This is a genomic window from Saprospira sp. CCB-QB6, assembly GCF_028464065.1.
Classification (GTDB): domain Bacteria; phylum Bacteroidota; class Bacteroidia; order Chitinophagales; family Saprospiraceae; genus Saprospira.
Genome location: NZ_CP116808.1, coordinates 1,744,342 through 1,768,241, shown reverse-complemented (window position 1 = coordinate 1,768,241; position 23,900 = coordinate 1,744,342). Strand labels below are relative to the sequence as shown.

Here is a 23,900-nt window from a genome sequence, read left to right as displayed (position 1 = left end):
GAAGGTGGTTGGCTTTTTTTTGTTTTTTTGGGGCCTCCGCTGCGGCTTCGCCTTGCGGCGCTACGTTTCGCAGCTCGCTGTTCGCTCGGCCCTCGCTATGCTCGGTCTGGCGCTTCGCGCCACTGCTGCACATCGCTAGGCCAAAACAGCTGGTACCCAAATCAACAGCTATTAGAAATCTTATTTATCTATTTTTTTAAATCATGTAAGAGGCATGAATCAAAAAATCAGAATCAAGTTACGTTCCTACGATCACAATCTCGTGGACAAGTCTACTGCTAAGATTGTACAAACCGTTCGTAACACCGGCGCAGTTGTAACCGGTCCGATTCCGCTGCCCACCGAGAAGAAGGTATTCACTGTTTTGCGTTCACCGCACGTGAATAAGAAATCACGGGAGCAATTCCAACTGCGTACTCACAAACGCTTGATCGAAATCTACAGCTCTACTGCTAAGACAGTAAGCGCCCTAGAGAAGCTAGAGCTTCCTTCAGGGGTAGATATCCAAGTGAAATTGATGTAAGCAGAATTTGTTAATCTAGAATTCCAAAAAGTTAAAGAACCGTGGAAGGATTAATTGGAAGAAAAATTGGAATGACCAGCATCTACACTGAAGGCGGCGCAAACCTTGCGTGTACTGTAGTAGAGCTGGGGCCCTGCACCATTACTCAGGTGAAGACGCAGGAAACAGATGGTTATGATGCTCTGCAGCTAGGCTTCGGCGAGCGCAGATCAAAAAATGTTAGCCAGCCTTTGAAAGGTCACTTTGAAAGCCAAAAAGCCCACAAAGAAGAGGGGGCTAAGGCAGCAAGTGCTGTAAAAGAAAACAAGCGTGGACAAGAGGTAACAGTTTACCCTCGTCACTTGGTAGAATTCAGAGAATTTTACACAGAGAAAGCGCTTGGCGAAACCCTAACTGCCGAGGAGGTATTTGCTGAAGGCGATACAGTACAGGTAGTAGGTACTTCAAAAGGAAAAGGATTCCAGGGTGTTGTAAAACGCCACGGATTTGCTGGTGTGGGTATGCGTACACACGGTCAGCACAACCGCGGACGTGCACCTGGAGCAATCGGAGCTTGTTCTTATCCTGCAAAGGTATTCAAAGGTATGCGCATGGCTGGCCGTATGGGTGGCAAGCGTGTAACTGTGAAGAAGCTCAGCGTATTGAAAATGTTTCCTGAGAAAAATATTTTGCTAATCAAAGGAGCTATTCCTGGTCACAAGGGCTCTATTGTAATCGTGAAGAAGTAAAATGAAACTAGAAGTATTAGATATCAACGGAAAAGGCTTGGGTAGAGAGGTCGAACTCTCTAGTGATGTCTTTGGTTTGGAGCTGAAAGAAAATCACGAGCACGTAGTTTACTTGGCTGTAAAGCAGTACCTTGCTCATCAGCGCCAGGGCACCCATAAGTCTAAAGAACGTGCAGAGATTGCAGGTTCTACGCGCAAGCTACACCGCCAGAAAGGTACGGGTGGAGCGCGTAAGGGTAGCATCAAGAACCCTTTGTTTAGAGGAGGAGGACGTGTATTCGGTCCCCGCCCTCGTAACTATGGCATTAAGCTAAACAAAAAAGTTAGCCGTTTGGCTCGTAAAGCTGCTTTGAGTAACAAAGCTCAAGACAACCGTATTTTGGTTGTTGAGGACTTGAAGTTTGATGCAGCTAAGACCAAGAACTACATCAAGTTTTTGGAGGCTTTGAATATTGCAAACAAGAAGAGCTTGTTGTTGGTAGATGCTCCTGTAGCACCTGCAGCGCCTAAGGCTCCTCGTTTGCAGAAGGGCCGTGGACGTAAAGCGGCTCAGCAAAAAGAGTTCAATCAGGCTTATGTAGCGGATTTGAAAGCTTATGAAGCAACTGTAGCGGAATATGAAAAAACGCTAGAGGAGCAAGATAAGGTTTATGACGCGCTATACACTAATGTAGCATTGTCTGCCCGCAACCTCTCTCAAGCTGATGTAATCAATGCTCGTGACTTGAATGTTTATGAGACAATGAATGCAGAATGCTTGGTCATTACAGAGAGTGCATTGGCTGCTATTACAGCTCTTTTGACTAAATAATATTATAAAGCTTGCTAAAAAACGGCTAAAATGGCAAAGAAAGCAATCATCATTAAGCCGCTTCTTTCTGAGAAGAGCACTGAGTTGGCTGACAACCCAATTTCTACGAAATACACTTTTGTGGTGGCAATGGACGCCAACAAAATTGAGATCAAGAAAGCGGTTGAGGAGCAGTTTGGTGTAACTGTAGACGACGTAAACACTTCTATTCGCCCAGGTAAGCGTAAATCACGCGTAGTAAAGGGTCGTATGGTAAGTGGGCGTACAAGCCCTTTCAAAAAGGCAGTAGTTACTGTTGCTGAGGGTGAGTTCATCGAAGGTTTCTACGGTATCGACACGGAAGAGGAGTTGGAAGAAGTAGATGGAAATGAAACTGAGGCTGCTGAAGCCTAGAGTTTAAGAGAAAATAGACATTTTATTTTCTGCGTAAAGCAGGCGGCGGAGCCGCCGCAGGCCTAGTTGCCTGTAGCGGTGCCGGCTTTGCCGGCAGCCCGAAAGGGCCGAGCAGGCTTGCGAGCTGCGGAAGGGAACGGCCTGAGCGAAGCGAGGGCAGGCCCCAAAAAAGTAGGATGATCTAAATTTATATTATTCACTATAGTTTGCGAAACTGATAAATTCGTAGTTTAACATGCCAGTTAAGAAGTATAATCCGATTACGCCTGGTACTAGAACTCGGCTTGGGAACACTTTTGCGGAAGTGACCACAGACAAGCCAGAGAAGAGCCTTATTCGTAAGAGCTCGAAAACTGGGGGTAGAAATGGACAAGGACGCATGACTGTTCGCCAGAGAGGTGGAGGACACAAGCGTCGTTATCGTGTAATTGACTTTAAGCGCAACAAGGATGGGATTCCTGCTACTGTAAAGAGCATTGAGTATGATCCCAACCGTACAGCTTTTATTGCTTTGTTGGTATACGCTGATGGAGAGAAGCGCTATATTTTGGCGCCTCACAAATTGAAGGTAGGAGATATCCTATTGTCTGGAGCTGAGATTGCTCCTAACTTGGGGAACAGCTTGCCTTTGAGCAAAATTCCTTTGGGAACAACCATTCATGCTATTGAGACTCGTCCTGGTAAAGGGGCCACATTGGTAAGAAGTGCAGGTACTTCTGCTACTTTGGCTGGTCGTGATGGCAAGTATGTGATCATTAAGATGCCTTCTGGTGAGACTCGCTTGGTATTGGCTGAGTGTAGAGCTACTGTGGGTACAGTATCTAACCCTGACCATGGTTTGCAGGTATTGGGTAAGGCTGGTCGCAAGCGTTGGTTGGGCCGTCGTCCTCGAGTACGTGGTGTAGCCATGAACCCTGTAGATCACCCCATGGGTGGTGGTGAGGGCCGTGCTTCTGGAGGTCATCCTCGTTCTCGTGGCAACATTATGGCCAAGGGACAGAAGACGCGCAAGACCAAGAAGTACTCAGACAAGTTTATCATCACGCGTAGAAAAACAGGTAAAAATAAGAAATAGATATGGCACGTTCACTGAAAAAAGGACCATACGTTTACCACAAGTTGATCAAAAAATTGATCAAGTCGAAGAGTTCAAAGAAGAAAGGTGTTATCAAAACCTGGTCACGTTCTTCTATGATTATTCCTCAGATGGTAGGCGAGACCATCGCTGTGCATAATGGTCGTACATTTGTACCCGTATATGTAACAGAGAACATGGTAGGTCATAAGTTGGGAGAGTTTGCTCCTACACGTACTTATCGCGGGCACTCTGGAAACAGAAAGAAATAGCCCAGGATCTAATTTTAATAAAATAAAAGCAGCATAAAGTCATGCAATATAATAATGAGACGGTACAGGCGACGGCGAAGTTGAAAGGCTGTCGGATGTCTGCGCGCAAGATGCGTTTGTCTGCGGATATTGTCCGTGGTCTACCTGTATCAAAGGCTTTGGGTATTGTAAAATTTACCCGTAAGGAAGGTGCTCGTCATTTGGAGAAGATGCTATTATCTGCAGTAGCGAACTGGTCTGTATTGACTGGTGAGGAGGCAGATGAGTATGGCTTGGTCGTGAAGGCTATTTGGGTTGACCAAGGGCCTCAGCTCAAGCGTTTTCAGCCTGCGCCACATGGTCGTGCGCACCGTATTCGTAAACATTCTTGTCACGTAAGTTTGGTGGTAGAGAATACCGTAGCTCTTCCTACTGATTTTGTAGTAGAGGAAGAAGTGGCAGAAGAAATTGAAGCATCAAACGATTAAAATCTTAAGTCAAAACTTATGGGACAGAAAACTAATCCAATAGGTAACCGTCTGGGGATTGTACGCGGCTGGGATTCTAACTGGTTTGGCGGCAAGGACTATGCGGAGAAAGTAGTAGAGGATGAGAAGATCCGTGCCTATCTACGCGTTCGCGTAGAGAAAGGTGGTATTGCACGTATTGTGATTGAGCGTACGCTCAAGCGTGTTACTGTAACTATTCATACATCACGTCCTGGTATTATTATCGGTAAAGGTGGCCAAGAGGTTGACCGTATTCGTGAGGAGTTGAAGAAGTTGACAGGTAAAGAAGTGCAGATCAACATCTTTGAAATCCGCAAGCCTGAATTGAACGCACAGATTGTTGGTGAGACTATCGCTAAGCAATTGGAGGCGCGTATCAATTACCGTAAGGCAACAAAAATGTCTATTCAATCAACTATGCGTGCTGGTGCCGAGGGTATCAAAGTACGTTTGTCTGGTCGTTTGAATGGTTCAGATATGTCTCGTTCTGAGGAGTATAAAGAAGGACGTTCTCCTTTGCATACTTTCCGTGCAGATATCGATTACGCTATTGTTGAGGCTCAGACTGTATATGGTAAGATTGGGGTAAAGGTATGGATTTGTCGTGGGGAAATTTATGACAAAGTAGATCTATTCCCTAGTCAGCAGAGCCGTAGTGGTCGTGGTGGCCGTGGTGGTAGTGGTCGTGACAACAACCGTCGTGGTGGTCGTGACAACAACCGTCGTGGTGGTCGTGACAACAACCGTCGTAGAAAGTCTTAAAAAACCTCCTGTAAATAAGGAGTTTTGCAAGAAAAAACTTATTTTTGCAGCCACTTTTGGCCTTCCTTATGAGTATAGGGGAGGCCAAATAGGGCTAATTTTATTTGAACGTAGCACAATACATTAATAATGTTACAACCGAGAAGAACCAAATACCGCAAGCAGCAGAAGGGCCGTATCAAAGGTATTGCCCATCGCGGTTCTAAAATTTCTTTCGGGACATTCGGCATTAAAACCTTGGAAGAGGGTTGGATTACCAACCGTCAGATTGAGGCGGCTCGTATTGCGATGACTCGCTATATGAAACGTGAAGGAAAGGTATGGATCCGAATTTTCCCCGATAAGCCTATCACTAAGAAGCCCAACGAAGTACGTATGGGTAAGGGTAAGGGAGCTTTGTCTCACTATGTTGCTGTAATTAAGCCAGGTCGTGTTCTGTTTGAAATTGATGGAGTTAAGCGATCTATTGCTGAAGAGGCTTTGCGCCTAGCCGCTCAAAAGTTGCCCGTCAAGATGAAGTTTGTCGTGCGCAACGATTATGTAGAACAATAATAGACTTATAGGTAATGGACAAGATTAAGGCAACGTCTATGACAGACGAGCAGCTGAAAGAAGCCCTTGAGCAAGCAGAAACTGCTTTGCAAGAGATGGTTTATCAGCACAATGTTTCTGCTTTGGCCCGTCCTAGCGATCTTAAGCTGACTCGTAAAAACATTGCGAGAATCAAAACAGAGCTTCGTGCTCGTGAATTGAAGCAGCTAGAAGAAGCTGGTGACCTTAAGCGGGATCGCATCCGGGCTCGTAGAAAGAAGAAATAGGAATAGAAAAATTTTAAATCTAATCTAATGGCAACAGAATCAACACGCAATCTGCGCAAGCAACGTGTGGGTATCGTGACCAGCAACAAGATGGATAAAACCATCACTGTTTCTGTTGAGCGCCGGGTAAAGCACCCTATTTATGGTAAGTTTGTAAAAACTACCAAGAAATTTAGCGCTCATGATGAGAAGAACGACTGCAACACTGGCGATGTCGTTCGCATTATGGAAACTCGACCCTTGAGCAAAAAGAAGCGCTGGAGACTGGTTGAGATTATTGAACGTGCGAAATAATTATATTTTATCATGATACAAGCAGAAAGTAGACTGCGAGTAGCTGATAACACGGGAGCCAAAGAAGTACTTTGTATTAAGGTACTTGGTGGCTCTAAACGTCGTTATGCCTCTATCGGTGACATTATTGTAGTTACGGTAAAGGATGCAGCTCCTGGCGGTCAGGTAAAAAAAGGCGTTGTTTCTAAAGCGGTAATCGTACGCACGAAAAAAGAAATTCGTCGCCAAGACGGTTCTTATATTCGCTTTGATGACAATGCAGTTGTTCTCCTCAATGCCTCGGAAGAGCCTAGAGGAACTCGTATTTTTGGCCCAGTAGCCCGTGAGTTGCGCGAGCGCGACTTTATGAAAATTGTTTCACTCGCTCCTGAAGTACTATAATCATGGCAAACAAAAAGCAAACTAAGGTGAAACTACACGTAAAAGTGGGAGACACCGTAAAAGTGATCTCTGGAGACGAGAAAGGCAATACTGGTAAAGTAGTAAAAACTTTCCCTCTAGAGCAACGTGCACTTGTAGAAGGCCTCAATAAGGTAAAAAAACACATCCGTGCTACTAACGAACGCGCAGGTGGAATCATCGAAAAAGAAGCCTCTATTCACGTTTCTAACCTTATGCTTGTAGACGCTGAAGGCGTTGCTAGCAAGGTGAAAATGGAAATTCAAGACGGCAAAAAAGTCCGCATTTCTAAGAAATCAAATCAAGCTATTTAATAATGAGCTATCAACCTAGATTAAAGCAGAAGTACCAAGAAGAGGTGGTTGCTAAGCTGAAAGAAAAGTTTCAGTACAAAAGCATCATGCAAGTACCCAAGTTGGAAAAGATCTGCGTAAGCCAAGGTGTAGGGATGGCTACCTCTGACAAAAAGTTGGTTGATAATGCTGTCGAGGAGCTAACTCTTATCACAGGTCAGCGTGCCGTGAAAACTAAAGCCAAGAAGTCGATTTCAAACTTCAAGCTTCGTGAAGGTATGCCTATTGGTGCTCGCGTAACACTACGTGGCACAAATATGTATGAATTCCTCGATCGCCTAATCAATGTTGCTCTTCCTCGTGTACGTGACTTCCGTGGTATCAGCAACAAAAGTTTTGATGGTAGAGGTAATTACACCCTAGGTGTAACAGAACAAATTATCTTCCCTGAGATTAACTTGGATAAAATCCCTCGTATCACAGGTATGGATATCACTTTTGTCACTTCTGCTCCAACAGATGAGGAATCTCTAGAATTACTCACTCTTCTTGGACTACCCTTTAAAACTAAAAGCTAATTATGGCCCGTAAATCCGTAATCGCAAGAGAAAAGAAAAGAGAGCGCCTAGTGCAAAAATATGCTGCTCGCCGCGAACAACTCAAAAATGAAGGTCGTTGGGACGAACTAGATAAGTTGCCCAAGAACTCTTCTAAAGTCCGCTTGCACAACCGTTGCAAACTTACAGGACGTCCTAAAGGCTACATGCGCCAATTTGGCCTCTGCCGTGTGAAGTTCCGCGAAATGGCTCTAGCTGGTAAAATTCCTGGTGTAACCAAGGCTAGCTGGTAATTTTCACTCTCTACGCTTTCGAACTAGAATTCAAAATTTATTCATCAGCTAAAAGATCTCTCTTCACTGAGATAATTTTAGCGATAACATTGCAATCATGGCAGTAACAGATCCTGTTGCGGACTACCTAACTCGAATCCGCAATGCCCAGATGGCTAAACATCGCGTCGTCGAAATCCCAGCCTCGAATCTGAAAAAAAGAATTACTGAAATTCTTTATGATCAGGGCTATATCCTCCGTTACAAGTTTGAAGAAACTTCTAACAAACAAGGAGTTATCAAAATCGCTCTCAAATACGATGCTTCTTCTAAGCAGCCCGTTATTCGTAAAATGAAGCGTGTTAGCCGCCCAGGCCTCCGTCACTATGTGAAGGCTGGTGAGCTTCCCCGTATCATTAACGGCCTAGGCTTGGCAATCATCTCTACCTCTAAAGGGGTAATCACAGACAAAAAAGCTCGTGAAGAGAATGTAGGTGGTGAAGTACTCTTCTACATCTACTAAGCCCTTTTCTCAGATTTTAATAAGATTTAAAAAATAATAGCATGTCTCGTATAGGAAAACTGCCTATTGAAATTCCAGCGGGCGTAGAAGTTAATATCAAAGGTAATATCGTAGAGGTAAAAGGCGCTAAAGGCCAACTATCTCAAGAAATTGCCTCTTCTGGTATCTCTGCCAAAATTGAAGATGGTCAGGTACTAGTATCTCGCGCTACCGAGCAAAAACGTCATAAAGCTATGCATGGCCTTTACCGCCAGCTGATCGCTAACATGATTGAAGGAGTTTCTCAAGGCTACAAAGTAGAACTAGAATTGCATGGTGTGGGTTACCGCGCTAGCAATAAAGGCCAACTCCTAGAATTGGCCCTAGGTTATTCTCACCCCGTTATGTTCTACCTTCCCGATGAAGTTAGCGTAACTACCGAAACTAAAAAAGGTTCAGCTCCTTTGGTGACTCTAGAGTCTTTCGATAAGCACCTTATCGGCCAAGTTGCTGCCAAAATTCGTAGCTTCCGCAAACCCGAACCTTACAAAGGCAAAGGGGTACGCTTCAAAGGAGAACAAATCCGTAGAAAAGCCGGTAAAACCGCTGCTAAATAAGCGCAGCCTCCTTCATCTAATTTTTTCATTTTTTGCGAACAGTTTTATAGCTCTCTATTATGGCTTCAAAACAAATGACTCGTCGTCAGCGCATTCACAGAAGAATCCGCAAAAAGCTTAAAGGTACTGCCGAGCGTCCACGCATGACAGTATACAGAAGCAACTCTCATATATATGTCCAGCTTATCGATGATATCGCTGGTACAACCTTGGTCTCCGCTAGCTCTAAAGAAGACGGAATTGATGGCCAAAATGTCAATAAATCTGAAACAGCTCGCCTTGTTGGTGGCCTAGTTGCTAAAAAAGCAATCGAAAAAGGTATCAACACTGTTATCTTCGATCGTGGTGGCTATCTCTACCACGGCCGCATCAAAGCCCTCGCTGAAGGTGCTCGCGGTGCTCAAAAAGAAGATGGTAGCAATGAGCTCCTTCAATTCTAATCATCTAGCGAAAACCAATAATTAACCATGGCAAAGAAATCTAATCGCGTAAAGCCAGTAGATACTGAATTCCAAGATAAATTGGTCGCCCTCAACCGTGTCTCTAAAGTGACCAAAGGAGGTCGTACCTTCAGCTTCGCCGCTATCGTTGTAGTTGGAGATGGCAACGGACAAGTAGGCCACGGCCTAGGTAAAGCCCGTGAAGTCTCTGCTGCTATCACTAAAGCCGCAGAAGAAGCTAAAAAGAATCTCGTTAAAGTGCCCGTACTAAACGGAACTATCCCGCACGAACAACACGGTAAGTTTGGCGCAGGTAAAGTACTTATCCGCCCCGCTGCCGATGGTACTGGGGTAATCGCTGGTGGTGCTATGCGCGCCGTACTAGAAGTAGCCGGTGTTCATAACGTACTCGCCAAATCTCTCGGTTCTTCTAATCCTCATAACGTAATCAAAGCGACTATCGATGCGCTGCAAAAACTACGCACGCCTTCTCAAGTAGCTAAGACTAGAGGAATTGAACTCGAAAAAGTTTTTAACGGATAGTCCTTAACCTCTCTGATATCATGAAAAAAGTACGTATCACGCAAATTAAAAGTGTTATCGATCGTCCAAAAGACCAAAAAGCAACTATGGTGGCTCTAGGTCTGCGCAAAATCAACCAGTCTTCTGAGCAAGTTGTAACTCCTCAGGTAGCCGGAATGATCAATAAAGTTAAACACTTGCTAAAAGTAGAAGAGCTCTAACCCAGCTCCTCCTTTTCTCATCAGTAAAACATTTCACATAATGAAACTGAGTAACCTCAAACCCGCTAACGGTGCCGTAAAGAATCGTAAACGCATCGGCCGCGGGACTAGCTCAGGCCGTGGTGGAACTTCTACTCGCGGTCATAAAGGTGCCAAATCTCGCTCTGGATTCAAAAGCAAAAGAGGCCATGAAGGTGGTCAAATGCCTATCCAAATGCGCCTACCCAAACGTGGATTCAAAAACACTGCTCGCCGCTATCAATCTTACCAACCCGATAGCTTCGCTGTAGTTAACTTGAACGATCTTCAAGATGCTGCCAACAAAATGAATACGACTACTGTCGATATCGACACTCTCGTAGCTGCTGGCCTTATCAAAAAGAACGAACAGTTTAAAGTCCTCGCTGAAGGTGAACTAACTTCTGCACTTCAAGTTTCTGCCTTCCGCTTCTCTAAAACTGCTAAAGCAGCTATCGAAGAAAAAGGTGGATCTTGCCTACTTATCATCAAAGCTAACCAAATCCAAGGTGTTGTAGAAGCTGCAGAGCTTTCTACTGTTGGCGCTAAAGAATTGGCAGCACACTTCAAGCACGTTAATGAACATGATAAGTTGCACGTTATCGCTGAAGGTAGCCTCAAAACTAAATTTGACCTCCAAGCTGCGAAAGTAGAGGAAGAAGTCAAAACTCAAATCGAAGCCTTAGGCGCAGCAGTCTCTCTGCTCGGCTAAAATCTGGTACAGTAGTAAGGAGAAATTCCAGTTTCTCCTTCTTTTTTGTACCTCAAGTGTCTAATGCTTTCGCTCCCTTTCTTAAGGTTTTAGGGGCCTGCCGCTTTCAGCGGCCGCTCCCTTCCGCAGCTCGCTATTCGCTCGGCCCTTCGGCGCTAAGCGCCTCGGTCTGTGGCTTCGCCACACTGCTGCAGGCAGCTAGGCCAACGCCCAGCACTTCGCACTCACTGCAAACCCTTACCCCAGGGAGAAATACTCTATTACAAATAGCCGCAATAGCCAAAGCTTTGCTGCCCAGGATATAAAACCCCAGCCTATTTTAGTAATAGGCTAGGGGTTGCTAGGGCTTTTTATACCCTTTTTTGTCCTTTTTAGCAGATATAAAGCTTCACTAAGCGCTATTTATTTCCTTCCCTAAAATAATTCTCTTAATTTAGGGGCCGCAAAAGTCAATCTAGACACCTCTTTTAGACTATAACAGAGCTGATCCATGAAATCCTTTATAGAAAAAATGAAAGAGATCTGGGCTATTCCAGAACTCAAAAACAGAATCCTGCTAACCCTAGGTTTGCTTGCAGTCTACCGCTTCGGTAGCTTCGTCATTTTGCCCGGTATTGATACCGCTGAAATTCAAAAACAACTCAGTAGCGGAGGAGAGGATGGTCCTGGCCTGCTAGACCTACTCAACACCTTCTCAGGGGGGGCCTTCTTTAACGCTGCCGTTTTTGCTCTAGGGATTATGCCCTATATCTCAGCATCTATTATCGTGCAATTACTCGGATTTGCAATTCCGTATTTTCAGAAATTGCAAAAAGATGGAGAAGCTGGCCAACGCCGACTCAATCAAATTACTCGCTATATCACTATAGCGATTACCCTAGTTCAAGGATCTGCCTACCTCAACTATATGCACGCTTCTTTCCCTGAAGCTATCTCTAGTGATGTAGGACTTCCTATTTTCTGGTTCTCTAACATTATTATCCTGACTGCAGGTACTGTGTTCTGTATGTGGCTAGGAGAACGCATTACCGATAAAGGTATCGGAAATGGTATCTCTCTACTCATTACTGCAGGTATTATCGCTACCCTTCCTCAGGCTTTCGTTGGAGAAATGAACCTCAAGTTTAGCGCAATGGCCGGTGGCCCGGTAATCTTTATCGTAGAGCTAGCCCTATTTGCACTTGTTGTTCTTGCTTCAGTCGCTCTGGTTCAAGCTGTTCGCAAAATTCAAATTAAGTTTGCTAAACATATGATCGGACGAACCGATGGCGCTAGCCGTATTGCGGCTATGGGCGGTCAGTCTGGCTTAGATCATATTCCAATCAAACTTAATGCAGCAGGAGTAATGCCTATCATCTTCGCCCAAGCCCTTATGTTTGTTCCTGGTGCCATCGCTGGTTTTCTCGGAGCACCAGCAGGCGCAGATACTATCTGGGGACAGTTGGCAGACTTTACTTCTATTCCTTACAATGTTCTCTTCTTCTTTTTGGTAGTCATCTTTACTTATGTCTATACTGCTTTGATTGTTAATCCTCAGCAGCATGCAGACCAATTGAAACGCCAAAATGCTTTCATCCCTAATGTTAAATCAGGGGCAGACACAGTAGAGCATATTGATAAGGTCGCTTCTCGAGTTACATTGCCTGGGTCTATCGCTCTCGGTGCTATCGCTATTTTGCCTGGTATCGCAGCTGGTATTCTCCAAATTGATCTTGGATTTGCTATCTTCTTCGGAGGAACATCACTACTTATTATGGTAGCTGTAGTTCTCGATACACTTCAGCAAATTGAAGGTCACTTGGCTATGAACTCTTATGGTGGGTTTATCCAAGGTGGACGCCTCAGAGGCCGCAGAGAGAATCCGGCCGTAGATGCTACCCCCACCACAGAAAACCCAGCAAGCTAAAACCACAGCTTGAAAAACAGTCTAATTATTAGGTATTTACCAAGAATTTAAAGATATTTGCAGTCCGAAAAAACAGTCTAATGGGAAAAAAGAATCTTATTCGTCAAGACGGCGAAATTACTGAAGCGCTTTCTAATGCGATGTTCCGCGTGAAGCTAGAAAACGAACACGTAATTATTGCTACCATCTCAGGAAAGATGAGAATGAACTACATCCGAATCTTACCTGGTGATAAAGTAGCCGTCGAAATGTCTCCCTATGACCTTAGCCGCGGACGTATTATCTATCGCTACAAGTAGTAAAAGTAACCTTAATCATGAAAGTTAAGCCTTCTATCAAGAAAAGATCGGCAGACTGCAAAATCGTCCGCCGCAAAGGAAAAGTTTACATTATTAACAAAAAGAACCCTAAGTTCAAGCAACGTCAGGGATAATTTAAAACATATATTATGGCTCGTATAGCAGGTGTTGATCTACCCAAGAATAAAAGAGGTGTTATCGGCCTAACCTATATTTATGGTATCGGATCTACTCGCGCTAAAGAAATTTTAGCTAAAGCGCAGATTGATGAAAGTACTAAAGTAAAGGATTGGTCAGACGATAATATTAAAGCAATCCGCAACATCCTTTCTGATGAGTACCTCGTAGAAGGACAACTCCGCTCAGAAGTGCAGATGAACATCAAACGCCTTATGGATATCGCTTGTGTTCGCGGACTCCGCCACCGTCGTGGTCTTCCCGTTCGTGGACAACGTACCCAGACTAACGCTCGTACTCGCAAAGGAAGACGTAAAACCGTTGCGAACAAGAAGAAAGTGGGTAAATAATTCTAATTTTTTGTCAAGCTTAATATCTCAAGGCAGTTATGGCTAAATCATCTAAGAAAGTCAAAAAGAAAAGTGTAAAAGTAGAAGCACAAGGCCGTGCTTATATCCAAGCTACTTTCAACAATATTATTATCAGTATTACCAACAAAGCAGGTCAAGTAATCTCTTGGTCTTCTGCTGGTAAACAGGGTTTCCGCGGTTCTAAAAAGAATACGCCTTATGCAGCGCAGGTATGTGCTTCAGAAGCAGCTCGCGAAGCTTATGACCTTGGCCTACGTAGCGTAATCGTTTACGTTAAAGGACCTGGTTCTGGCCGTGAAGCCGCTATTCGTGCCATCGATGGTGCTGGTGTTCGTGTTACTACAATCCAAGACACAACTCCACTTCCCCACAATGGCTGTCGTCCACCCAAAAAGCGCCGCGTATAATGCCTTCTGGCATTGGCTTTTATTCAAAAAACAACCGTTAAATCTTAGGAAACAATGGCAAGATATAGAGGACCAAAAACAAAAAAGTCTAGAGCTTTTGGTGAATCTATCTACGGATATGATAAATATTTCGAGCGTAAGAAATACCCCCCCGGCCAACATGGCCTAGCTAAACGTCGTAAGCAGAAATCTGATTACGGTAAACAGCTTATGGAAAAACAAAAAGTCAAATATGCTTATGGTGTGCTCGAACGCCAGTTCCGCCGCATGTTTGAAGCCGCTAGCCGCAAATCTGGCGTTACCGGCGAAATCCTTCTTCAAATGCTAGAAGCACGTCTAGATAATGTAGTATACCGCCTAGGTATCGCTCCTACTCGTCGCGCTGCTCGCCAACTCGTTACTCACGGCCATATCGCCGTTAACGGTGTTGTTACTAACGTACCTTCTTACTCTGTTCGCCCCGGTGAAGTTGTAGCTGTACGTGGTAAATCTCAAGGTCTAGTTGCTATCCAAGAGTCTGTTGCTGCCAATAGCAAAGAAGCTCAAAAGTATAGCTGGCTAGAATTTAATGCCGAAAAACTAGAAGGTTCTTTCGTCGCTTATCCCAACCGCGACGAAATTCCAGAGCCTATCAACGAACAACTTATCGTTGAACTCTACTCTAAATAATCTGTATCTTAAACAGATTTCTAGCTTAGGACAGCCCCCAAGGGTTCGTCCTAAGCTTTCTTTGTTGCCTTCCTACACTTTCATAAGGCTCCTAGTCTGATTATTTTATCTAATCGCCACATCTCTATTTTATTTATGAGCTTGCTGAACTTCCAAAAACCTGATAAAATTCTTCTCCAAAAGGCCGACGACTTCGAGGGCTCTTTTGAGTTCAAACCGCTAGAACCTGGCTTTGGCCAAACTATCGGTAACTCTCTACGCAGAATTTTACTCTCTTCTCTCGAAGGTTTTGCCGTTTCTGCCGTCAGAATTAAAGGGGCCGAACACGAATTCTCTACTATCGAAGGCGTAGTCGAAGATGTTGTCGATATCGTTCTGAATCTAAAACAACTTCGCCTGAAGTACCTTCTAGATGATCCCGATATCACCTCTGAGAAAATTTACCTCAGTGTGTCTGGAAAAAGCCAACTTCTCGCCTCCGATATCAATGAACACACTAACGTTTTCCAAGTTACTAACCCAGAATTGGTGATCTGCAACCTCGATGACGAAATGACTTTCGAAATGGAGTTGACCGTAACTAAGGGCCGTGGATATGTTCCCGCTGAGGAAAATATGCCTAAAGATGCCCCCATCGGCTATATTCCAATCGACGCAATTTATACTCCTATCAAAAATGTTCACTATTCTGTATCTGCTAGCCGCGTAGGCCAACATACCGATTATGAAAAACTGAACATCGATATCAAAACAGATGGCGCTATTCATCCCGAACAAGCCATCAAAGAAGCCGCAAAAATTCTTATCCAACACCTGATGCTCATCACCGATGAGAATATCAAGTTCCCTGATGAAACCGATAAGGAAGACAATATTGTCGATGAGCATATCTTGCACATGCGCAAATTGCTCAAAACTTCTTTGGAAGATCTCGACCTTTCTGTCCGCGCCTATAACTGCCTCAAAGCAGCCAAAATTAACACCTTGGCTGATCTCGTGCAGTACGAAACTCACGAACTTCTCAAGTTCCGCAACTTTGGTAAAAAATCTCTAGTCGAAATTGAAGAGCTGCTCCAAGACAAAAGTCTTAACTTTGGCATGGACCTCAGCAAATACAAACTCGACGAAGAGTAAATTATAATCTTTCACTTTTGTAGTAACCGAGCCCCAAGCGCTTAGTGCTACGATGATAAAATTACCATCATGAGACACGGTAAAAAGTTTAACCACCTTAGCCGCAAATCTGGCCACCGTAAGGCCCTTCTTCGTAATATGGCTATCGCCCTTATTACACACAAACGCATCAAAACAACTTTGCCCAAGGCCAAAGCCCTTCGCAAGTTTATTGAGCCTATCCTTACTCGCGCCAAAGACAACACTACTCACTCTCGTCGTGTTGTATTTAGCTACCTTCAGAACAAAGACGCAATCAATGAGCTCTTTGATCAAGTAGGTCCCAAAATCGCTGAGCGCCCCGGTGGATACGTACGTATCCTCAAAATGGGTTTCCGTCCTAGCGATGCCGCTGATGTAGCTATCATCGAGCTAGTGGATTATAACGAAGCCGCAGACGCCACTCAAGAGGCGGACAAAAAACGCACTCGTCGTCGCCGCAAAAAGAAAAGCAGCGAAACTGCTGAAACCGTAGCCACTGAAGAAACTACAGAGGAAGCTACCGAAGAAGCAGCCGACAATGAAGAAGAAAAGACTGAAGAATAGGTCTTCCCTTCATCATACCTTATATAAAGCCCTTTTTCCCTTAGGAGAAAGGGCTTTTATTTTTTGGGGCTGCCCCTTCCGCCGGGTTAAAACCCAGCGCAAAGCGGTATCGCTTTGCGAAGCGATACAAAATGAGGGTTAAAACCCTCATGAGTTTTCGGGCGGGTCGGGCTGTGCGGGGGCTCGCTGCTCGCTCGGCCCATCGCAAAAAATGCAAAGCATTTTTGCTCGGTCTGGCCTACGGCCACCCCCTACCTTCCCTCAGCCTGCGGCGGCTTTGCCGCCTGCTAGACGCAGATCATTAAATGGCCGGAGCAATAGGCTAAAAGCTAGCCCTTAGGAGGAGCGGCCTAGCGATGTGCAGGGGGGCGGCGCAGCCGCAGACCAAGGCGCTTTGCGCCGCAGGGCCGAGCGAATAGCGAGCCCCGAAACGTAGCGCCGCAGCTTTGCTGCGGAGGCCCCAAACTATTCATCAATCTATAAATCAAAAGATATGCGCTTAGTCATTCAAAGAGTAAAAAGTGCCCAAGTGGATGTGGAGGGCAAAATGGTGGGTCAAATTGAGGCAGGACTTTTTGTACTTTTAGGCATTCATCAAGAAGATACTCCCAAAGATTTGGATTGGCTCATCCAAAAGCTACTAAAAATCCGTATATTCAATGACGAGCAAGGAAAAATGAACTACTCTATTCAAGATGTTCAGGGTCAGTTGCTTGTAGTGAGTCAATTTACGCTTTATGCGGCCTGTAAAAAAGGAAATCGACCTTCTTATATTCAGGCGGCTAGGCCAGAAAAAGCGATTCCGCTTTATGAGGAATTCATTGCCAAAGCAGAGGCGCAATTGGGCCAAAAAGTAGCTAGTGGTCAATTTGGAGCCGATATGCAAATTCATTTGCATAATGATGGCCCTGTCACGATTATTTTGGATAGCAGAACCCCTGAGATTTTTTAACTCTTTCCCCAAAAAAACTTAATTGCTATGAGAAAATCTTTCCTTTTTTTCCTCTTTGGTTTAGGCTTGCTTTATGCGGGCTTGCAAAGTAGTAGTGGTGGCCGGGCGGCTGCAGGAAGTGATAATAGTGGATCGCCTCTTTCCAGCTCAACTTGTTCGGCCTGTCATGGATCGGCCTCGGCGAGTACCTTAGTTTCGGTCAGTTTATTGGACGAAAATGGTAGTGCTGTTACCGAATACATACCTGGTGCAAGCTATAATTTGAGCGTTAGCGTGAGCAATAGTAATTATAGTCGCTTTGGTGCTCAGGCGGTACTTTTAGATGCTAATAACAATCAAGCGGGAGCTTTAGATAGTGTGAGTACTGCCAATACGCAAATTTCTGTAGTGAATAATCGAAGTTATTTAGAGCATCAGGGGCGTTCTAGCACAGGTGTATTTAGGGCCAAGTGGACGGCTCCTGCGGCGGGTACGGGAACTGTGACTGTTTATGCTATGGGAAATGCGGTAGATGGTAGTGGCAGTTCAGGAGATGCGCCATCTAGTCCAATTAGCATCAGTTTTACAGAAGCTGTTAGTAGTAGCATAGTCAGTTTAGCAGATGAAGATTTAACTGTTTGGCCCAATCCAAGTCCTAATGGACTATATTTCTTCCGCCAGAATACGGACTTGCCCTTAGACCACTTGCGTCTATTTAATAGCCAAGGGCAGCTTGTACGGCAAGAAAATATTCAAGGATTTGAGGGGGAAATTTCCTTAGAAGATCAACCTCATGGAATCTATTTCTTAGAGTTACAAACGGCAAAAGGGCGCTGGCAAAGAAAGCTCGTCCGTTAAATACGGATATAAAAGGAAATAACTCCTCTAGTCTAGTTGGCTAGAGGAGTTATTTTTTTGGCCCAAAAGAAGAATAAGTAGGGCTTTGAAAACTGCCTAAAAATGTGTTTTTTAGGGGCCTTAAAGTAAAAAATATGATGCATCAGAGAATGCGGAATAATGCCAAAACCCTTAGCCGAGAATTAAATTGGTTAAAACTGGTATTAAAACTTCGCTATAAAATATCTATAGAAAGTCAGCGGCCCAATCAAGATATCTATGAAATTTTGCCGCCAGACATCAGCCAAGATAATTCGGTTTATGCCCAGTGCATACGGCATTTTGCGATGAGTTCAGATGAGCGGCTTATCCTCATTCTCAGTCTTTGTCCGCATATTCGGCCCGAAATCCTAGATATTTTCTTTACTAAAAACAAGAGCTACGAGCGTATTTATACTCAATTTGGAGGGCTAGTTGGCAAACGCCATAGCGGTTTTCTCCCTACAGGAGAAACGGCGGCATTTGTTATTGCTGGAAATAATGTAGCCAAGCGGATCGAAGTCCTAGAGCTTTTCCGCCCCAGCCATTATTTCTCTAAATTAGGCATTCTCAAGCTCGATCTTCAAAAGGGCCAGTATCGGGAGCCAGTACTTAGTAATCCGCTTGAAATATCGGAGGAATACTTAATGCGCCTCACTAGTGGACAGCCTTATAAGCCAGATTTTAGCACGACTTTCCCCGCCAAACTACTTGGTACCCGCTTAGATTGGGCCGATTTGGTCCTTGATCCCCACGTTCTAGCCGAAGTTTCTGAAATTACGGCCTGGCTAGAGCATGAAGATAAAATTATGAATGATTGGGGGCTTAAAAAATTACTGAAAAGAGGATATCGGGCACTCTTTTATGGTCCTCCAGGTACGGGTAAAACCCTAACCGCTTGTTTGTTGGGTAAAAGTATGGGCCTAGATGTCTACCGAGTAGATCTCTCTCAAGTCGTATCAAAATATATTGGGGAAACCGAAAAAAATATGGCCAATATCTTCGATCAGGCCGAAAACAAAAACTGGATCCTCTTTTTTGATGAAGCCGATGCTTTATTTGGAAAACGAACTAATGCTTCCGATTCTAAAGATCGACACGCCAACCAAGAAGTGGCTTATTTACTCCAAAGGGTAGAAGATTATTCAGGCGTTATTATTCTGGCTACCAACCTCAAAGCCAATATGGATATCGCCTTTACCCGCCGCTTTCAATCCATGATCTATTTCCCCACCCCCAACTATGAACAACGCCTCCGCCTTTGGCGCAATAGCTTTGAAGGCCTACAATTAGAAGATGATGTTGACTTTCATCAATTGGCCAATGATCATAAAATTGCAGGGGGTAGCATTATCAATATTCTACGCTATTGCTCTCTTTCTGCCCTCAGCAGAGGCCAAGAAAAAATAGCAATGGAAGATATAGAGGAAGGATTGCGCAAAGAATTACGCAAGGAAGGGAAAACACTCTAATTGTGAAATTAAAAGGCATGGGAATACAGGGCTTATATAATAAATTACTAATTTTAAGTCCTGTGCTACACCTACCTACCTATATAGAACCAATCACACTGCTAAGCAAAAAAGAAACAGCCCTATGAGCAGTTCCTCGAAAGGATTACAAGAGTTCGCACGCTCGATAATCCGAACCAATTTTTTCAATTTTAGTATCTTAGGAGCCATTGTTATCAACGGTCTCCTCATCGGAATCCAAACCTATGAATGGGCCCCAGAATGGTTGCATTATGTGCAGCTGTTCATCCTCTTTGTCTTCTTTGTAGAAATTTGGTTGCGCTGGGTCGGTAGAACAAGTACCAAGCAATTCCTCTCTGATGGCTGGAACTATTTCGATATCATTATCCTCGTTTTAGGGGTGGTCCCAGAAGTAGCCGATATTATTATGGCCAACGAAAAAGGTGGCCAAAATAGCGTTTGGGCCACGCTTCGTGTTCTCCGTGTCGTACAACTTACCCGCTCGATCCGTGCCGTAGAAGAAATGCAAGTACTAGTGGCCGTCTTGGTCCGCTCAGTCCGGTCGCTTTCCTATATCGCCGTGCTCTTCTTCCTGATTATGTATATCTACGCCATTATCGGCGTCTCCCTGTTCAAAAATCCAGAATACGCCCAATCAGAACACCTAGAATTGACGGTTAGCAATCCCGACCCCTACAAAGATATGGGCGAGGCCTTTTTTACGCTCTTCAGAATCCTAACTGGAGAAGACTGGACCGACCTCCGCTATAATATGCTCGATAATGAGTTTACTACCGCTAATGGCCGAAATGTAGTCGCCCCAGATGTCCCTAACTGGGTCAAAACTCTTTACCACGTTTCCTGGATGATTATCGCCGCCTACCTCCTGATGAACCTAGTTGTCGGGGCAATCGTCAATAACTTCCAAATGGTCCTCGACGCCAAAAAAGAAAAAGAAGAAGGCGGAGACGGTGGAGATAAACCCAAACGAACCCGCATCAACAAAAAACCTAAGGTCTAAATCAGGCCTTCTTTTAAAAAAACCTTATCTTTAAGATATACAAAAGCCCAGACGCTATAGGTGTTGGGCTTTTTTTGGGTCAAATTTGTTCTTATTTTTTGGGGCTTCCGCAGCAAAGCTGCGGCGCTACGGTCCGGGGCTCGCTATTCGCTCGGCCCTTCACAAAATTTCGCTGCGCTCATTTTGCTCGGTCTGGCCTTCGGCCACCCCTTCCCATCGCTAAGCCGCTCGGCCTTCGGCCGATTGGACCAAGCTGCTCTCTTTTGCCTAAATACACTAGCCGCTAATTTTCTTTGAACACCCAATTTTATATGATGCTCATGAAAAGCTTTTACCACCTACTTTTGCTCTTTACCTTTAGTTGTATGGGCCTACAAATGGCTTCGGCCCAAGGTAGCCTAATTCGAAAACTCCCTATGTACCTCACCACCGCCGCCGATACGGTGGCCTTTTGGGAACATCGAAAATATGCCTATGAAGAGGCAATTACCTATTATAGCCTAGAGAGCGCTATTGCTGTAAAAAACCGCGTCCATCGACTAGATCTTAGCAATGACTCTTTGGCTGCTCTGGGCGATAGTATCCGAGAGTTTCGCCATCTCTTTTTTCTCAATCTGGAAAATAATCAACTCAAAGAATTACCCGATGGCCTCTTTGACCTCCCTTACCTAGAAGAACTCCGCCTGTCCAATAACCAGCTGCAGTACTTACCCGAAAAAATCAAAGGCCTGCGCAATCTTCGCCGCCTCTATATTGATGGCAATGAGCTGCGCATGCTCCCCAATAATTTAGCAGAGATTAAAAAACTGGCTTTTATCGCCGCAGAAAATAATCAGCTGCAAAATATTCCAGAAACCCTAGGCAAACTCAAGCTTCTGCGCAGCTTACTACTCGATAAAAATCAACTGCAATATCTGCCAGAAACCCTGAGCGGAGCCTCGGCTCTAGAAGTACTAGCCGTAGATGATAACCGCCTCAAAAAATTACCCGATGCACTGCTCTATCTTAAAAAACTAACTTTTCTTTTTGCCGCTCATAATGAACTGCAAGAATTACCCGCTCAAATTGGAAGTAGCCGCTCTTTGGTTAAACTCTGTCTAGAACATAATCAACTAGAGCGAATTCCCGAAAGTATTGGAGAACTCCAAAAGTTAGAACTACTCCGTCTAGAGCATAACCAGCTTAAGCAATTACCTAAGAGTTTTGGCCAGCTTAAAAGCCTGCGCAAGCTTTATCTTGACGCTAATCAATTGACGGTTTTACCCATTAACTTGGGCGGGCTAATCGCACTAGAAAACCTTTATCTAAGCGATAATCAGTTGACTGATCTGCCCTCAGGCATCGGAAATTGCAAAGAACTGAGAGCCTTATTCCTCAATAATAATGTGGTAACTAGCTTACCCGATAGCATGGGGACTCTTTATCAACTAGAGGAACTCTATATAAATGATAACCAAATTGCAAATCTACCCACTACTTTTGGAGGCCTAAAAAATCTTAAGGTCTTATATCTAACTAATAATAAAATCAACCAATTAAGCGAAGACTTAGATTGTAGCGGTTGGAAAAGATTGACCGCTATTTATTTAGATAATAATGCCTTTCAAAAATTGCCTAAAGCCTTAGAAACCGCCCCACAACTGCAAAAGCTTTATCTCGATGGCAATTTAATCAGTGAACTAGGCGATTCGATTATTATTAAAATGCCCAAAATTGAGCATGTCAGCCTGAATGATAATCAACTTTCAGAATTGCCTGATAATATGGGCACTTGGTCCTTACGCCACCTCGCCTTAGAACGCAATAATATTATGGATTTACCCCAAAGTATTCGCTATTTTAAGAACTTGGAACTTCTCGATTTAGAAGGAAATAAAATTACCAAAAAACGCCTCAAAAAGATCCAAGAGAATATCGCCTCCGAATTTGTAATGGCTAAGCAACCCGTGCTTACTGGCTTAAGAGAACAAATTAAGCCAACCAAAGAAGAGGAAAAAGCCTTCCGCCTCCGCCAAAAGGAAAAACGCCTAGAAGCTAAACGAAAAGCCAAAGAAGAAGAACGCAAAAAGAAAGAAGCCCAAAAAGAATGGGAACGAAATAGAGGAAGACGCTAAATGAAAAAGAGGCGAACAGTTTACTGTTCGCCTCTTGCTGTTTTAGAGCGAAAGCCAAAAAACACAGAGATAAAATAATCGCCAGTCACAACAAATGGCATCTTTTACCAAGTTATTCTGCAATAAAATAAAGACAACCGCGGGTCATGGGAGAGCAGCCTTCTATTTGAATAATAGCTTTTTGCTGCTGAGCATCCCAAGCCAAAACATAACTAAAGAAAATGCCTTTGATATTTGGCATCTGTTTAGTCTGAAAGCTTTTAATCTCCTCTGTAGTTATCAATTTGCCACCTAAAATAGGAGGGGTATTGTAGACGTTTTGGGTCTGGGCTATTTTATCTAAGTTTTTGATTTGAGAGTAAATAAGGGAAGCTATGCTTTGTTCCTCCACTAGCTTTTGCCCTGAAGTAGCGTTAAATCTCCAGCTCAAATTTTGCTTTTGTATCCAGTTTAAATTAGCATTTTGAGCATCTATTTTCTTTGTTGTTTGGACGGGAATCCAAAATGTTACTTTTTCTCTTATTAGCTTGCCCTCATCTGAAAAACGACCAACAATAGGAGCCAAAGAAATAGGGTAGACCTCTAGTTTTTGACTTTTACTGTTATAGGCATAACAAAGAAAAAGTTTGAAGTGAGAGATGTGATAATGTTTGTAGGTTCCATGAATTGGTTCTACAATCTCTGAAAAATCTTCAGGATCGAAAGTGACTAGGGTATCTGTAACCGCATTTTTTTTAGCTATTTGTTCGGCTGTGAGTAACTGCTGTAAGTTCGGATCCAGGTAACATTTATTTTTGGCCTTACTCCAAAATTCCTTATTGGCTATCTTGTCAGCAAAATTATGGTATTCAGATTCTTCTGGGCTAACTTCTAACTGTAGAGGCATTTGGTGCTTAATAACTAAATTCAGATAATGGTCTCCAGATAATTGTTTGTATCTACGGCGACACTTTATATCTGTATCAAATTCTAAAATAGTCGTTTGTGCCCAACTAATATCAGGGTTTTGCTTGATTTTATTCAAAATATCTTGCCCATAACTTTGGGCAAAGCTTGCGCAGAATAGCGCTGTTAAAAGCAGTTTGTACATAGGGGTTTATTTAAATTATAAATAGGGCATTATGTCTTCTTAAAGCAGCAAGCCCCAAAAGTTACAGCTGAATTTTTTTAAAAAAAAAGCTAGTTAGCTTAAAAGAACTAACTAGCTTCCAATAACTTAAC

The 23,900-nt window shown here is 43.9% G+C and carries 34 protein-coding genes and 1 pseudogene; 34 read left to right on the top strand and 1 reads right to left on the bottom strand.

Annotated elements, in window-relative coordinates; genetic code table 11:
• Positions 1-214: 214 nt before the first annotated feature.
• The 34 genes and pseudogenes from rpsJ to PPO43_RS06760 all read left to right on the top strand — a co-directional run bounded on the left by rpsJ (position 215) and on the right by PPO43_RS06760 (position 22,679).
• Positions 215-523, top strand: coding sequence for a 30S ribosomal protein S10 (gene rpsJ, locus PPO43_RS06925; protein ID WP_015692206.1), 309 nt, complete (start codon positions 215-217; stop codon positions 521-523).
• Positions 524-564: 41 nt separating this feature from the next.
• The gene (rplC, locus tag PPO43_RS06920; RefSeq protein WP_272621079.1) at positions 565-1,251 is read left to right on the top strand and encodes a 50S ribosomal protein L3; all 687 of its coding nucleotides are present in this window, start codon (positions 565-567) and stop codon (positions 1,249-1,251) included.
• A gap of 1 nt (position 1,252) precedes the next feature.
• The gene (rplD, locus tag PPO43_RS06915; protein ID WP_272621078.1) at positions 1,253-2,062 is read left to right on the top strand and encodes a 50S ribosomal protein L4; all 810 of its coding nucleotides are present in this window, start codon (positions 1,253-1,255) and stop codon (positions 2,060-2,062) included.
• Positions 2,063-2,092: 30 nt separating this feature from the next.
• Positions 2,093-2,455, top strand: coding sequence for a 50S ribosomal protein L23 (gene rplW / locus PPO43_RS06910; RefSeq protein WP_272621077.1), 363 nt, complete (start codon positions 2,093-2,095; stop codon positions 2,453-2,455).
• A 235-nt stretch (positions 2,456-2,690) separates the two neighbouring features.
• Positions 2,691-3,530: a 50S ribosomal protein L2 gene (rplB, locus tag PPO43_RS06905; protein WP_272621076.1), complete on the top strand. Its 840-nt coding sequence runs from the start codon at positions 2,691-2,693 to the stop codon at positions 3,528-3,530.
• Positions 3,531-3,532: 2 nt separating this feature from the next.
• Positions 3,533-3,802: a 30S ribosomal protein S19 gene (gene rpsS, locus PPO43_RS06900; RefSeq protein WP_272621075.1), complete on the top strand. Its 270-nt coding sequence runs from the start codon at positions 3,533-3,535 to the stop codon at positions 3,800-3,802.
• Between the two features lie 41 nt (positions 3,803-3,843).
• Positions 3,844-4,269, top strand: a complete 426-nt coding sequence (rplV, locus tag PPO43_RS06895) for a 50S ribosomal protein L22 (RefSeq protein WP_015692201.1) — start codon at positions 3,844-3,846, stop codon at positions 4,267-4,269.
• An 18-nt stretch (positions 4,270-4,287) separates the two neighbouring features.
• A complete protein-coding gene (gene rpsC / locus PPO43_RS06890; RefSeq protein ID WP_272621074.1) occupies positions 4,288-5,052 on the top strand; it encodes a 30S ribosomal protein S3 in 765 nt (254 codons plus the stop codon).
• 129 nt (positions 5,053-5,181) lie between these two features.
• A complete protein-coding gene (rplP, locus tag PPO43_RS06885) occupies positions 5,182-5,604 on the top strand; it encodes a 50S ribosomal protein L16 (protein WP_002659020.1) in 423 nt (140 codons plus the stop codon).
• A gap of 14 nt (positions 5,605-5,618) precedes the next feature.
• Positions 5,619-5,870, top strand: a complete 252-nt coding sequence (rpmC, locus tag PPO43_RS06880; protein ID WP_272621073.1) for a 50S ribosomal protein L29 — start codon at positions 5,619-5,621, stop codon at positions 5,868-5,870.
• A 27-nt stretch (positions 5,871-5,897) separates the two neighbouring features.
• A complete protein-coding gene (rpsQ, locus tag PPO43_RS06875) occupies positions 5,898-6,164 on the top strand; it encodes a 30S ribosomal protein S17 (RefSeq protein WP_015692198.1) in 267 nt (88 codons plus the stop codon).
• 12 nt (positions 6,165-6,176) lie between these two features.
• Positions 6,177-6,545 carry a 50S ribosomal protein L14 gene (rplN, locus tag PPO43_RS06870; RefSeq protein ID WP_002659023.1) on the top strand — a complete coding sequence of 123 codons (369 nt, stop codon included), beginning with the start codon at positions 6,177-6,179 and terminating at the stop codon, positions 6,543-6,545.
• A gap of 2 nt (positions 6,546-6,547) precedes the next feature.
• The gene (gene rplX / locus PPO43_RS06865; protein WP_272621072.1) at positions 6,548-6,877 is read left to right on the top strand and encodes a 50S ribosomal protein L24; all 330 of its coding nucleotides are present in this window, start codon (positions 6,548-6,550) and stop codon (positions 6,875-6,877) included.
• 2 nt (positions 6,878-6,879) lie between these two features.
• A complete protein-coding gene (gene rplE, locus PPO43_RS06860; RefSeq protein WP_272621071.1) occupies positions 6,880-7,434 on the top strand; it encodes a 50S ribosomal protein L5 in 555 nt (184 codons plus the stop codon).
• Positions 7,435-7,436: 2 nt separating this feature from the next.
• Complete coding sequence (gene rpsN / locus PPO43_RS06855; protein ID WP_272621070.1) at positions 7,437-7,706, top strand: 30S ribosomal protein S14; 270 nt, start codon at positions 7,437-7,439, stop codon at positions 7,704-7,706.
• Positions 7,707-7,803: 97 nt separating this feature from the next.
• Complete coding sequence (gene rpsH, locus PPO43_RS06850) at positions 7,804-8,208, top strand: 30S ribosomal protein S8 (protein ID WP_272621069.1); 405 nt, start codon at positions 7,804-7,806, stop codon at positions 8,206-8,208.
• Between the two features lie 41 nt (positions 8,209-8,249).
• Positions 8,250-8,804 (top strand): 50S ribosomal protein L6, encoded by a 555-nt coding sequence (rplF, locus tag PPO43_RS06845; protein WP_272621068.1) that lies wholly within the window; start codon positions 8,250-8,252, stop codon positions 8,802-8,804.
• 59 nt (positions 8,805-8,863) lie between these two features.
• The gene (rplR, locus tag PPO43_RS06840; protein ID WP_272621067.1) at positions 8,864-9,244 is read left to right on the top strand and encodes a 50S ribosomal protein L18; all 381 of its coding nucleotides are present in this window, start codon (positions 8,864-8,866) and stop codon (positions 9,242-9,244) included.
• Positions 9,245-9,271: 27 nt separating this feature from the next.
• A complete protein-coding gene (rpsE, locus tag PPO43_RS06835; protein ID WP_272621066.1) occupies positions 9,272-9,787 on the top strand; it encodes a 30S ribosomal protein S5 in 516 nt (171 codons plus the stop codon).
• A 20-nt stretch (positions 9,788-9,807) separates the two neighbouring features.
• A complete protein-coding gene (rpmD, locus tag PPO43_RS06830; RefSeq protein ID WP_015692190.1) occupies positions 9,808-9,987 on the top strand; it encodes a 50S ribosomal protein L30 in 180 nt (59 codons plus the stop codon).
• Positions 9,988-10,027: 40 nt separating this feature from the next.
• Positions 10,028-10,480: pseudogene (gene rplO, locus PPO43_RS06825) on the top strand (50S ribosomal protein L15); the annotation flags it as partial.
• 727 nt (positions 10,481-11,207) lie between these two features.
• Positions 11,208-12,623: a preprotein translocase subunit SecY gene (secY, locus tag PPO43_RS06820; RefSeq protein ID WP_272621064.1), complete on the top strand. Its 1,416-nt coding sequence runs from the start codon at positions 11,208-11,210 to the stop codon at positions 12,621-12,623.
• A gap of 80 nt (positions 12,624-12,703) precedes the next feature.
• Positions 12,704-12,922, top strand: a complete 219-nt coding sequence (infA, locus tag PPO43_RS06815) for a translation initiation factor IF-1 (RefSeq protein ID WP_002659038.1) — start codon at positions 12,704-12,706, stop codon at positions 12,920-12,922.
• Between the two features lie 17 nt (positions 12,923-12,939).
• Positions 12,940-13,056: a type B 50S ribosomal protein L36 gene (gene ykgO, locus PPO43_RS06810; protein WP_002659039.1), complete on the top strand. Its 117-nt coding sequence runs from the start codon at positions 12,940-12,942 to the stop codon at positions 13,054-13,056.
• Positions 13,057-13,071: 15 nt separating this feature from the next.
• Complete coding sequence (gene rpsM / locus PPO43_RS06805; protein WP_272621063.1) at positions 13,072-13,449, top strand: 30S ribosomal protein S13; 378 nt, start codon at positions 13,072-13,074, stop codon at positions 13,447-13,449.
• 38 nt (positions 13,450-13,487) lie between these two features.
• Positions 13,488-13,877 carry a 30S ribosomal protein S11 gene (gene rpsK / locus PPO43_RS06800; RefSeq protein WP_272621062.1) on the top strand — a complete coding sequence of 130 codons (390 nt, stop codon included), beginning with the start codon at positions 13,488-13,490 and terminating at the stop codon, positions 13,875-13,877.
• A 54-nt stretch (positions 13,878-13,931) separates the two neighbouring features.
• Positions 13,932-14,546, top strand: a complete 615-nt coding sequence (rpsD, locus tag PPO43_RS06795) for a 30S ribosomal protein S4 (RefSeq protein WP_272621061.1) — start codon at positions 13,932-13,934, stop codon at positions 14,544-14,546.
• A gap of 135 nt (positions 14,547-14,681) precedes the next feature.
• Positions 14,682-15,680: a DNA-directed RNA polymerase subunit alpha gene (locus tag PPO43_RS06790; protein WP_272621060.1), complete on the top strand. Its 999-nt coding sequence runs from the start codon at positions 14,682-14,684 to the stop codon at positions 15,678-15,680.
• A 69-nt stretch (positions 15,681-15,749) separates the two neighbouring features.
• Positions 15,750-16,265: a 50S ribosomal protein L17 gene (gene rplQ / locus PPO43_RS06785; protein ID WP_272621059.1), complete on the top strand. Its 516-nt coding sequence runs from the start codon at positions 15,750-15,752 to the stop codon at positions 16,263-16,265.
• Positions 16,266-16,758: 493 nt separating this feature from the next.
• Entirely contained in the window at positions 16,759-17,217 is a 459-nt protein-coding gene (dtd, locus tag PPO43_RS06780; protein ID WP_272621058.1) for a D-aminoacyl-tRNA deacylase, read from the top strand.
• Between the two features lie 27 nt (positions 17,218-17,244).
• The gene (locus PPO43_RS06775; RefSeq protein ID WP_272621057.1) at positions 17,245-18,054 is read left to right on the top strand and encodes a T9SS type A sorting domain-containing protein; all 810 of its coding nucleotides are present in this window, start codon (positions 17,245-17,247) and stop codon (positions 18,052-18,054) included.
• A 134-nt stretch (positions 18,055-18,188) separates the two neighbouring features.
• Entirely contained in the window at positions 18,189-19,544 is a 1,356-nt protein-coding gene (locus PPO43_RS06770; protein ID WP_272621056.1) for an ATP-binding protein, read from the top strand.
• Between the two features lie 124 nt (positions 19,545-19,668).
• Positions 19,669-20,565 (top strand): ion transporter, encoded by an 897-nt coding sequence (locus tag PPO43_RS06765; protein WP_272621055.1) that lies wholly within the window; start codon positions 19,669-19,671, stop codon positions 20,563-20,565.
• A 311-nt stretch (positions 20,566-20,876) separates the two neighbouring features.
• The gene (locus PPO43_RS06760; protein ID WP_272621053.1) at positions 20,877-22,679 is read left to right on the top strand and encodes a leucine-rich repeat domain-containing protein; all 1,803 of its coding nucleotides are present in this window, start codon (positions 20,877-20,879) and stop codon (positions 22,677-22,679) included.
• A gap of 112 nt (positions 22,680-22,791) precedes the next feature.
• Here the strand turns inward: PPO43_RS06760 and PPO43_RS06755 are convergent, their stop codons facing one another.
• Entirely contained in the window at positions 22,792-23,769 is a 978-nt protein-coding gene (locus PPO43_RS06755) for a hypothetical protein (RefSeq protein ID WP_272621052.1), read from the bottom strand.
• Positions 23,770-23,900 lie beyond the last annotated feature (131 nt).

Excerpts from the sequence above, each read along its gene's own strand:
- rpsJ (WP_015692206.1), top strand. The coding sequence starts at position 215 with ATGAATCAAAAAATCAGAATCAAGTTACGTTCCTACGATCACAATCTC.
- rplD (WP_272621078.1), top strand. The coding sequence starts at position 1,253 with ATGAAACTAGAAGTATTAGATATCAACGGAAAAGGCTTGGGTAGAGAG.
- rplW (WP_272621077.1), top strand. The coding sequence starts at position 2,093 with ATGGCAAAGAAAGCAATCATCATTAAGCCGCTTCTTTCTGAGAAGAGC.
- rplB (WP_272621076.1), top strand. The coding sequence starts at position 2,691 with ATGCCAGTTAAGAAGTATAATCCGATTACGCCTGGTACTAGAACTCGG.
- rpsS (WP_272621075.1), top strand. The coding sequence starts at position 3,533 with ATGGCACGTTCACTGAAAAAAGGACCATACGTTTACCACAAGTTGATC.
- rplV (WP_015692201.1), top strand. The coding sequence starts at position 3,844 with ATGCAATATAATAATGAGACGGTACAGGCGACGGCGAAGTTGAAAGGC.
- rpsC (WP_272621074.1), top strand. The coding sequence starts at position 4,288 with ATGGGACAGAAAACTAATCCAATAGGTAACCGTCTGGGGATTGTACGC.
- rplP (WP_002659020.1), top strand. The coding sequence starts at position 5,182 with ATGTTACAACCGAGAAGAACCAAATACCGCAAGCAGCAGAAGGGCCGT.
- rpmC (WP_272621073.1), top strand. The coding sequence starts at position 5,619 with ATGGACAAGATTAAGGCAACGTCTATGACAGACGAGCAGCTGAAAGAA.
- rpsQ (WP_015692198.1), top strand. The coding sequence starts at position 5,898 with ATGGCAACAGAATCAACACGCAATCTGCGCAAGCAACGTGTGGGTATC.
- rplN (WP_002659023.1), top strand. The coding sequence starts at position 6,177 with ATGATACAAGCAGAAAGTAGACTGCGAGTAGCTGATAACACGGGAGCC.
- rplX (WP_272621072.1), top strand. The coding sequence starts at position 6,548 with ATGGCAAACAAAAAGCAAACTAAGGTGAAACTACACGTAAAAGTGGGA.
- rplE (WP_272621071.1), top strand. The coding sequence starts at position 6,880 with ATGAGCTATCAACCTAGATTAAAGCAGAAGTACCAAGAAGAGGTGGTT.
- rpsN (WP_272621070.1), top strand. The coding sequence starts at position 7,437 with ATGGCCCGTAAATCCGTAATCGCAAGAGAAAAGAAAAGAGAGCGCCTA.
- rpsH (WP_272621069.1), top strand. The coding sequence starts at position 7,804 with ATGGCAGTAACAGATCCTGTTGCGGACTACCTAACTCGAATCCGCAAT.
- rplF (WP_272621068.1), top strand. The coding sequence starts at position 8,250 with ATGTCTCGTATAGGAAAACTGCCTATTGAAATTCCAGCGGGCGTAGAA.
- rplR (WP_272621067.1), top strand. The coding sequence starts at position 8,864 with ATGGCTTCAAAACAAATGACTCGTCGTCAGCGCATTCACAGAAGAATC.
- rpsE (WP_272621066.1), top strand. The coding sequence starts at position 9,272 with ATGGCAAAGAAATCTAATCGCGTAAAGCCAGTAGATACTGAATTCCAA.
- rpmD (WP_015692190.1), top strand. The coding sequence starts at position 9,808 with ATGAAAAAAGTACGTATCACGCAAATTAAAAGTGTTATCGATCGTCCA.
- secY (WP_272621064.1), top strand. The coding sequence starts at position 11,208 with ATGAAATCCTTTATAGAAAAAATGAAAGAGATCTGGGCTATTCCAGAA.
- infA (WP_002659038.1), top strand. The coding sequence starts at position 12,704 with ATGGGAAAAAAGAATCTTATTCGTCAAGACGGCGAAATTACTGAAGCG.
- ykgO (WP_002659039.1), top strand. The coding sequence starts at position 12,940 with ATGAAAGTTAAGCCTTCTATCAAGAAAAGATCGGCAGACTGCAAAATC.
- rpsM (WP_272621063.1), top strand. The coding sequence starts at position 13,072 with ATGGCTCGTATAGCAGGTGTTGATCTACCCAAGAATAAAAGAGGTGTT.
- rpsK (WP_272621062.1), top strand. The coding sequence starts at position 13,488 with ATGGCTAAATCATCTAAGAAAGTCAAAAAGAAAAGTGTAAAAGTAGAA.
- rpsD (WP_272621061.1), top strand. The coding sequence starts at position 13,932 with ATGGCAAGATATAGAGGACCAAAAACAAAAAAGTCTAGAGCTTTTGGT.
- PPO43_RS06790 (WP_272621060.1), top strand. The coding sequence starts at position 14,682 with ATGAGCTTGCTGAACTTCCAAAAACCTGATAAAATTCTTCTCCAAAAG.
- rplQ (WP_272621059.1), top strand. The coding sequence starts at position 15,750 with ATGAGACACGGTAAAAAGTTTAACCACCTTAGCCGCAAATCTGGCCAC.
- dtd (WP_272621058.1), top strand. The coding sequence starts at position 16,759 with ATGCGCTTAGTCATTCAAAGAGTAAAAAGTGCCCAAGTGGATGTGGAG.
- PPO43_RS06775 (WP_272621057.1), top strand. The coding sequence starts at position 17,245 with ATGAGAAAATCTTTCCTTTTTTTCCTCTTTGGTTTAGGCTTGCTTTAT.
- PPO43_RS06770 (WP_272621056.1), top strand. The coding sequence starts at position 18,189 with ATGATGCATCAGAGAATGCGGAATAATGCCAAAACCCTTAGCCGAGAA.
- PPO43_RS06765 (WP_272621055.1), top strand. The coding sequence starts at position 19,669 with ATGAGCAGTTCCTCGAAAGGATTACAAGAGTTCGCACGCTCGATAATC.
- PPO43_RS06760 (WP_272621053.1), top strand. The coding sequence starts at position 20,877 with ATGATGCTCATGAAAAGCTTTTACCACCTACTTTTGCTCTTTACCTTT.
- PPO43_RS06755 (WP_272621052.1), bottom strand. The coding sequence starts at position 23,769 with ATGTACAAACTGCTTTTAACAGCGCTATTCTGCGCAAGCTTTGCCCAA.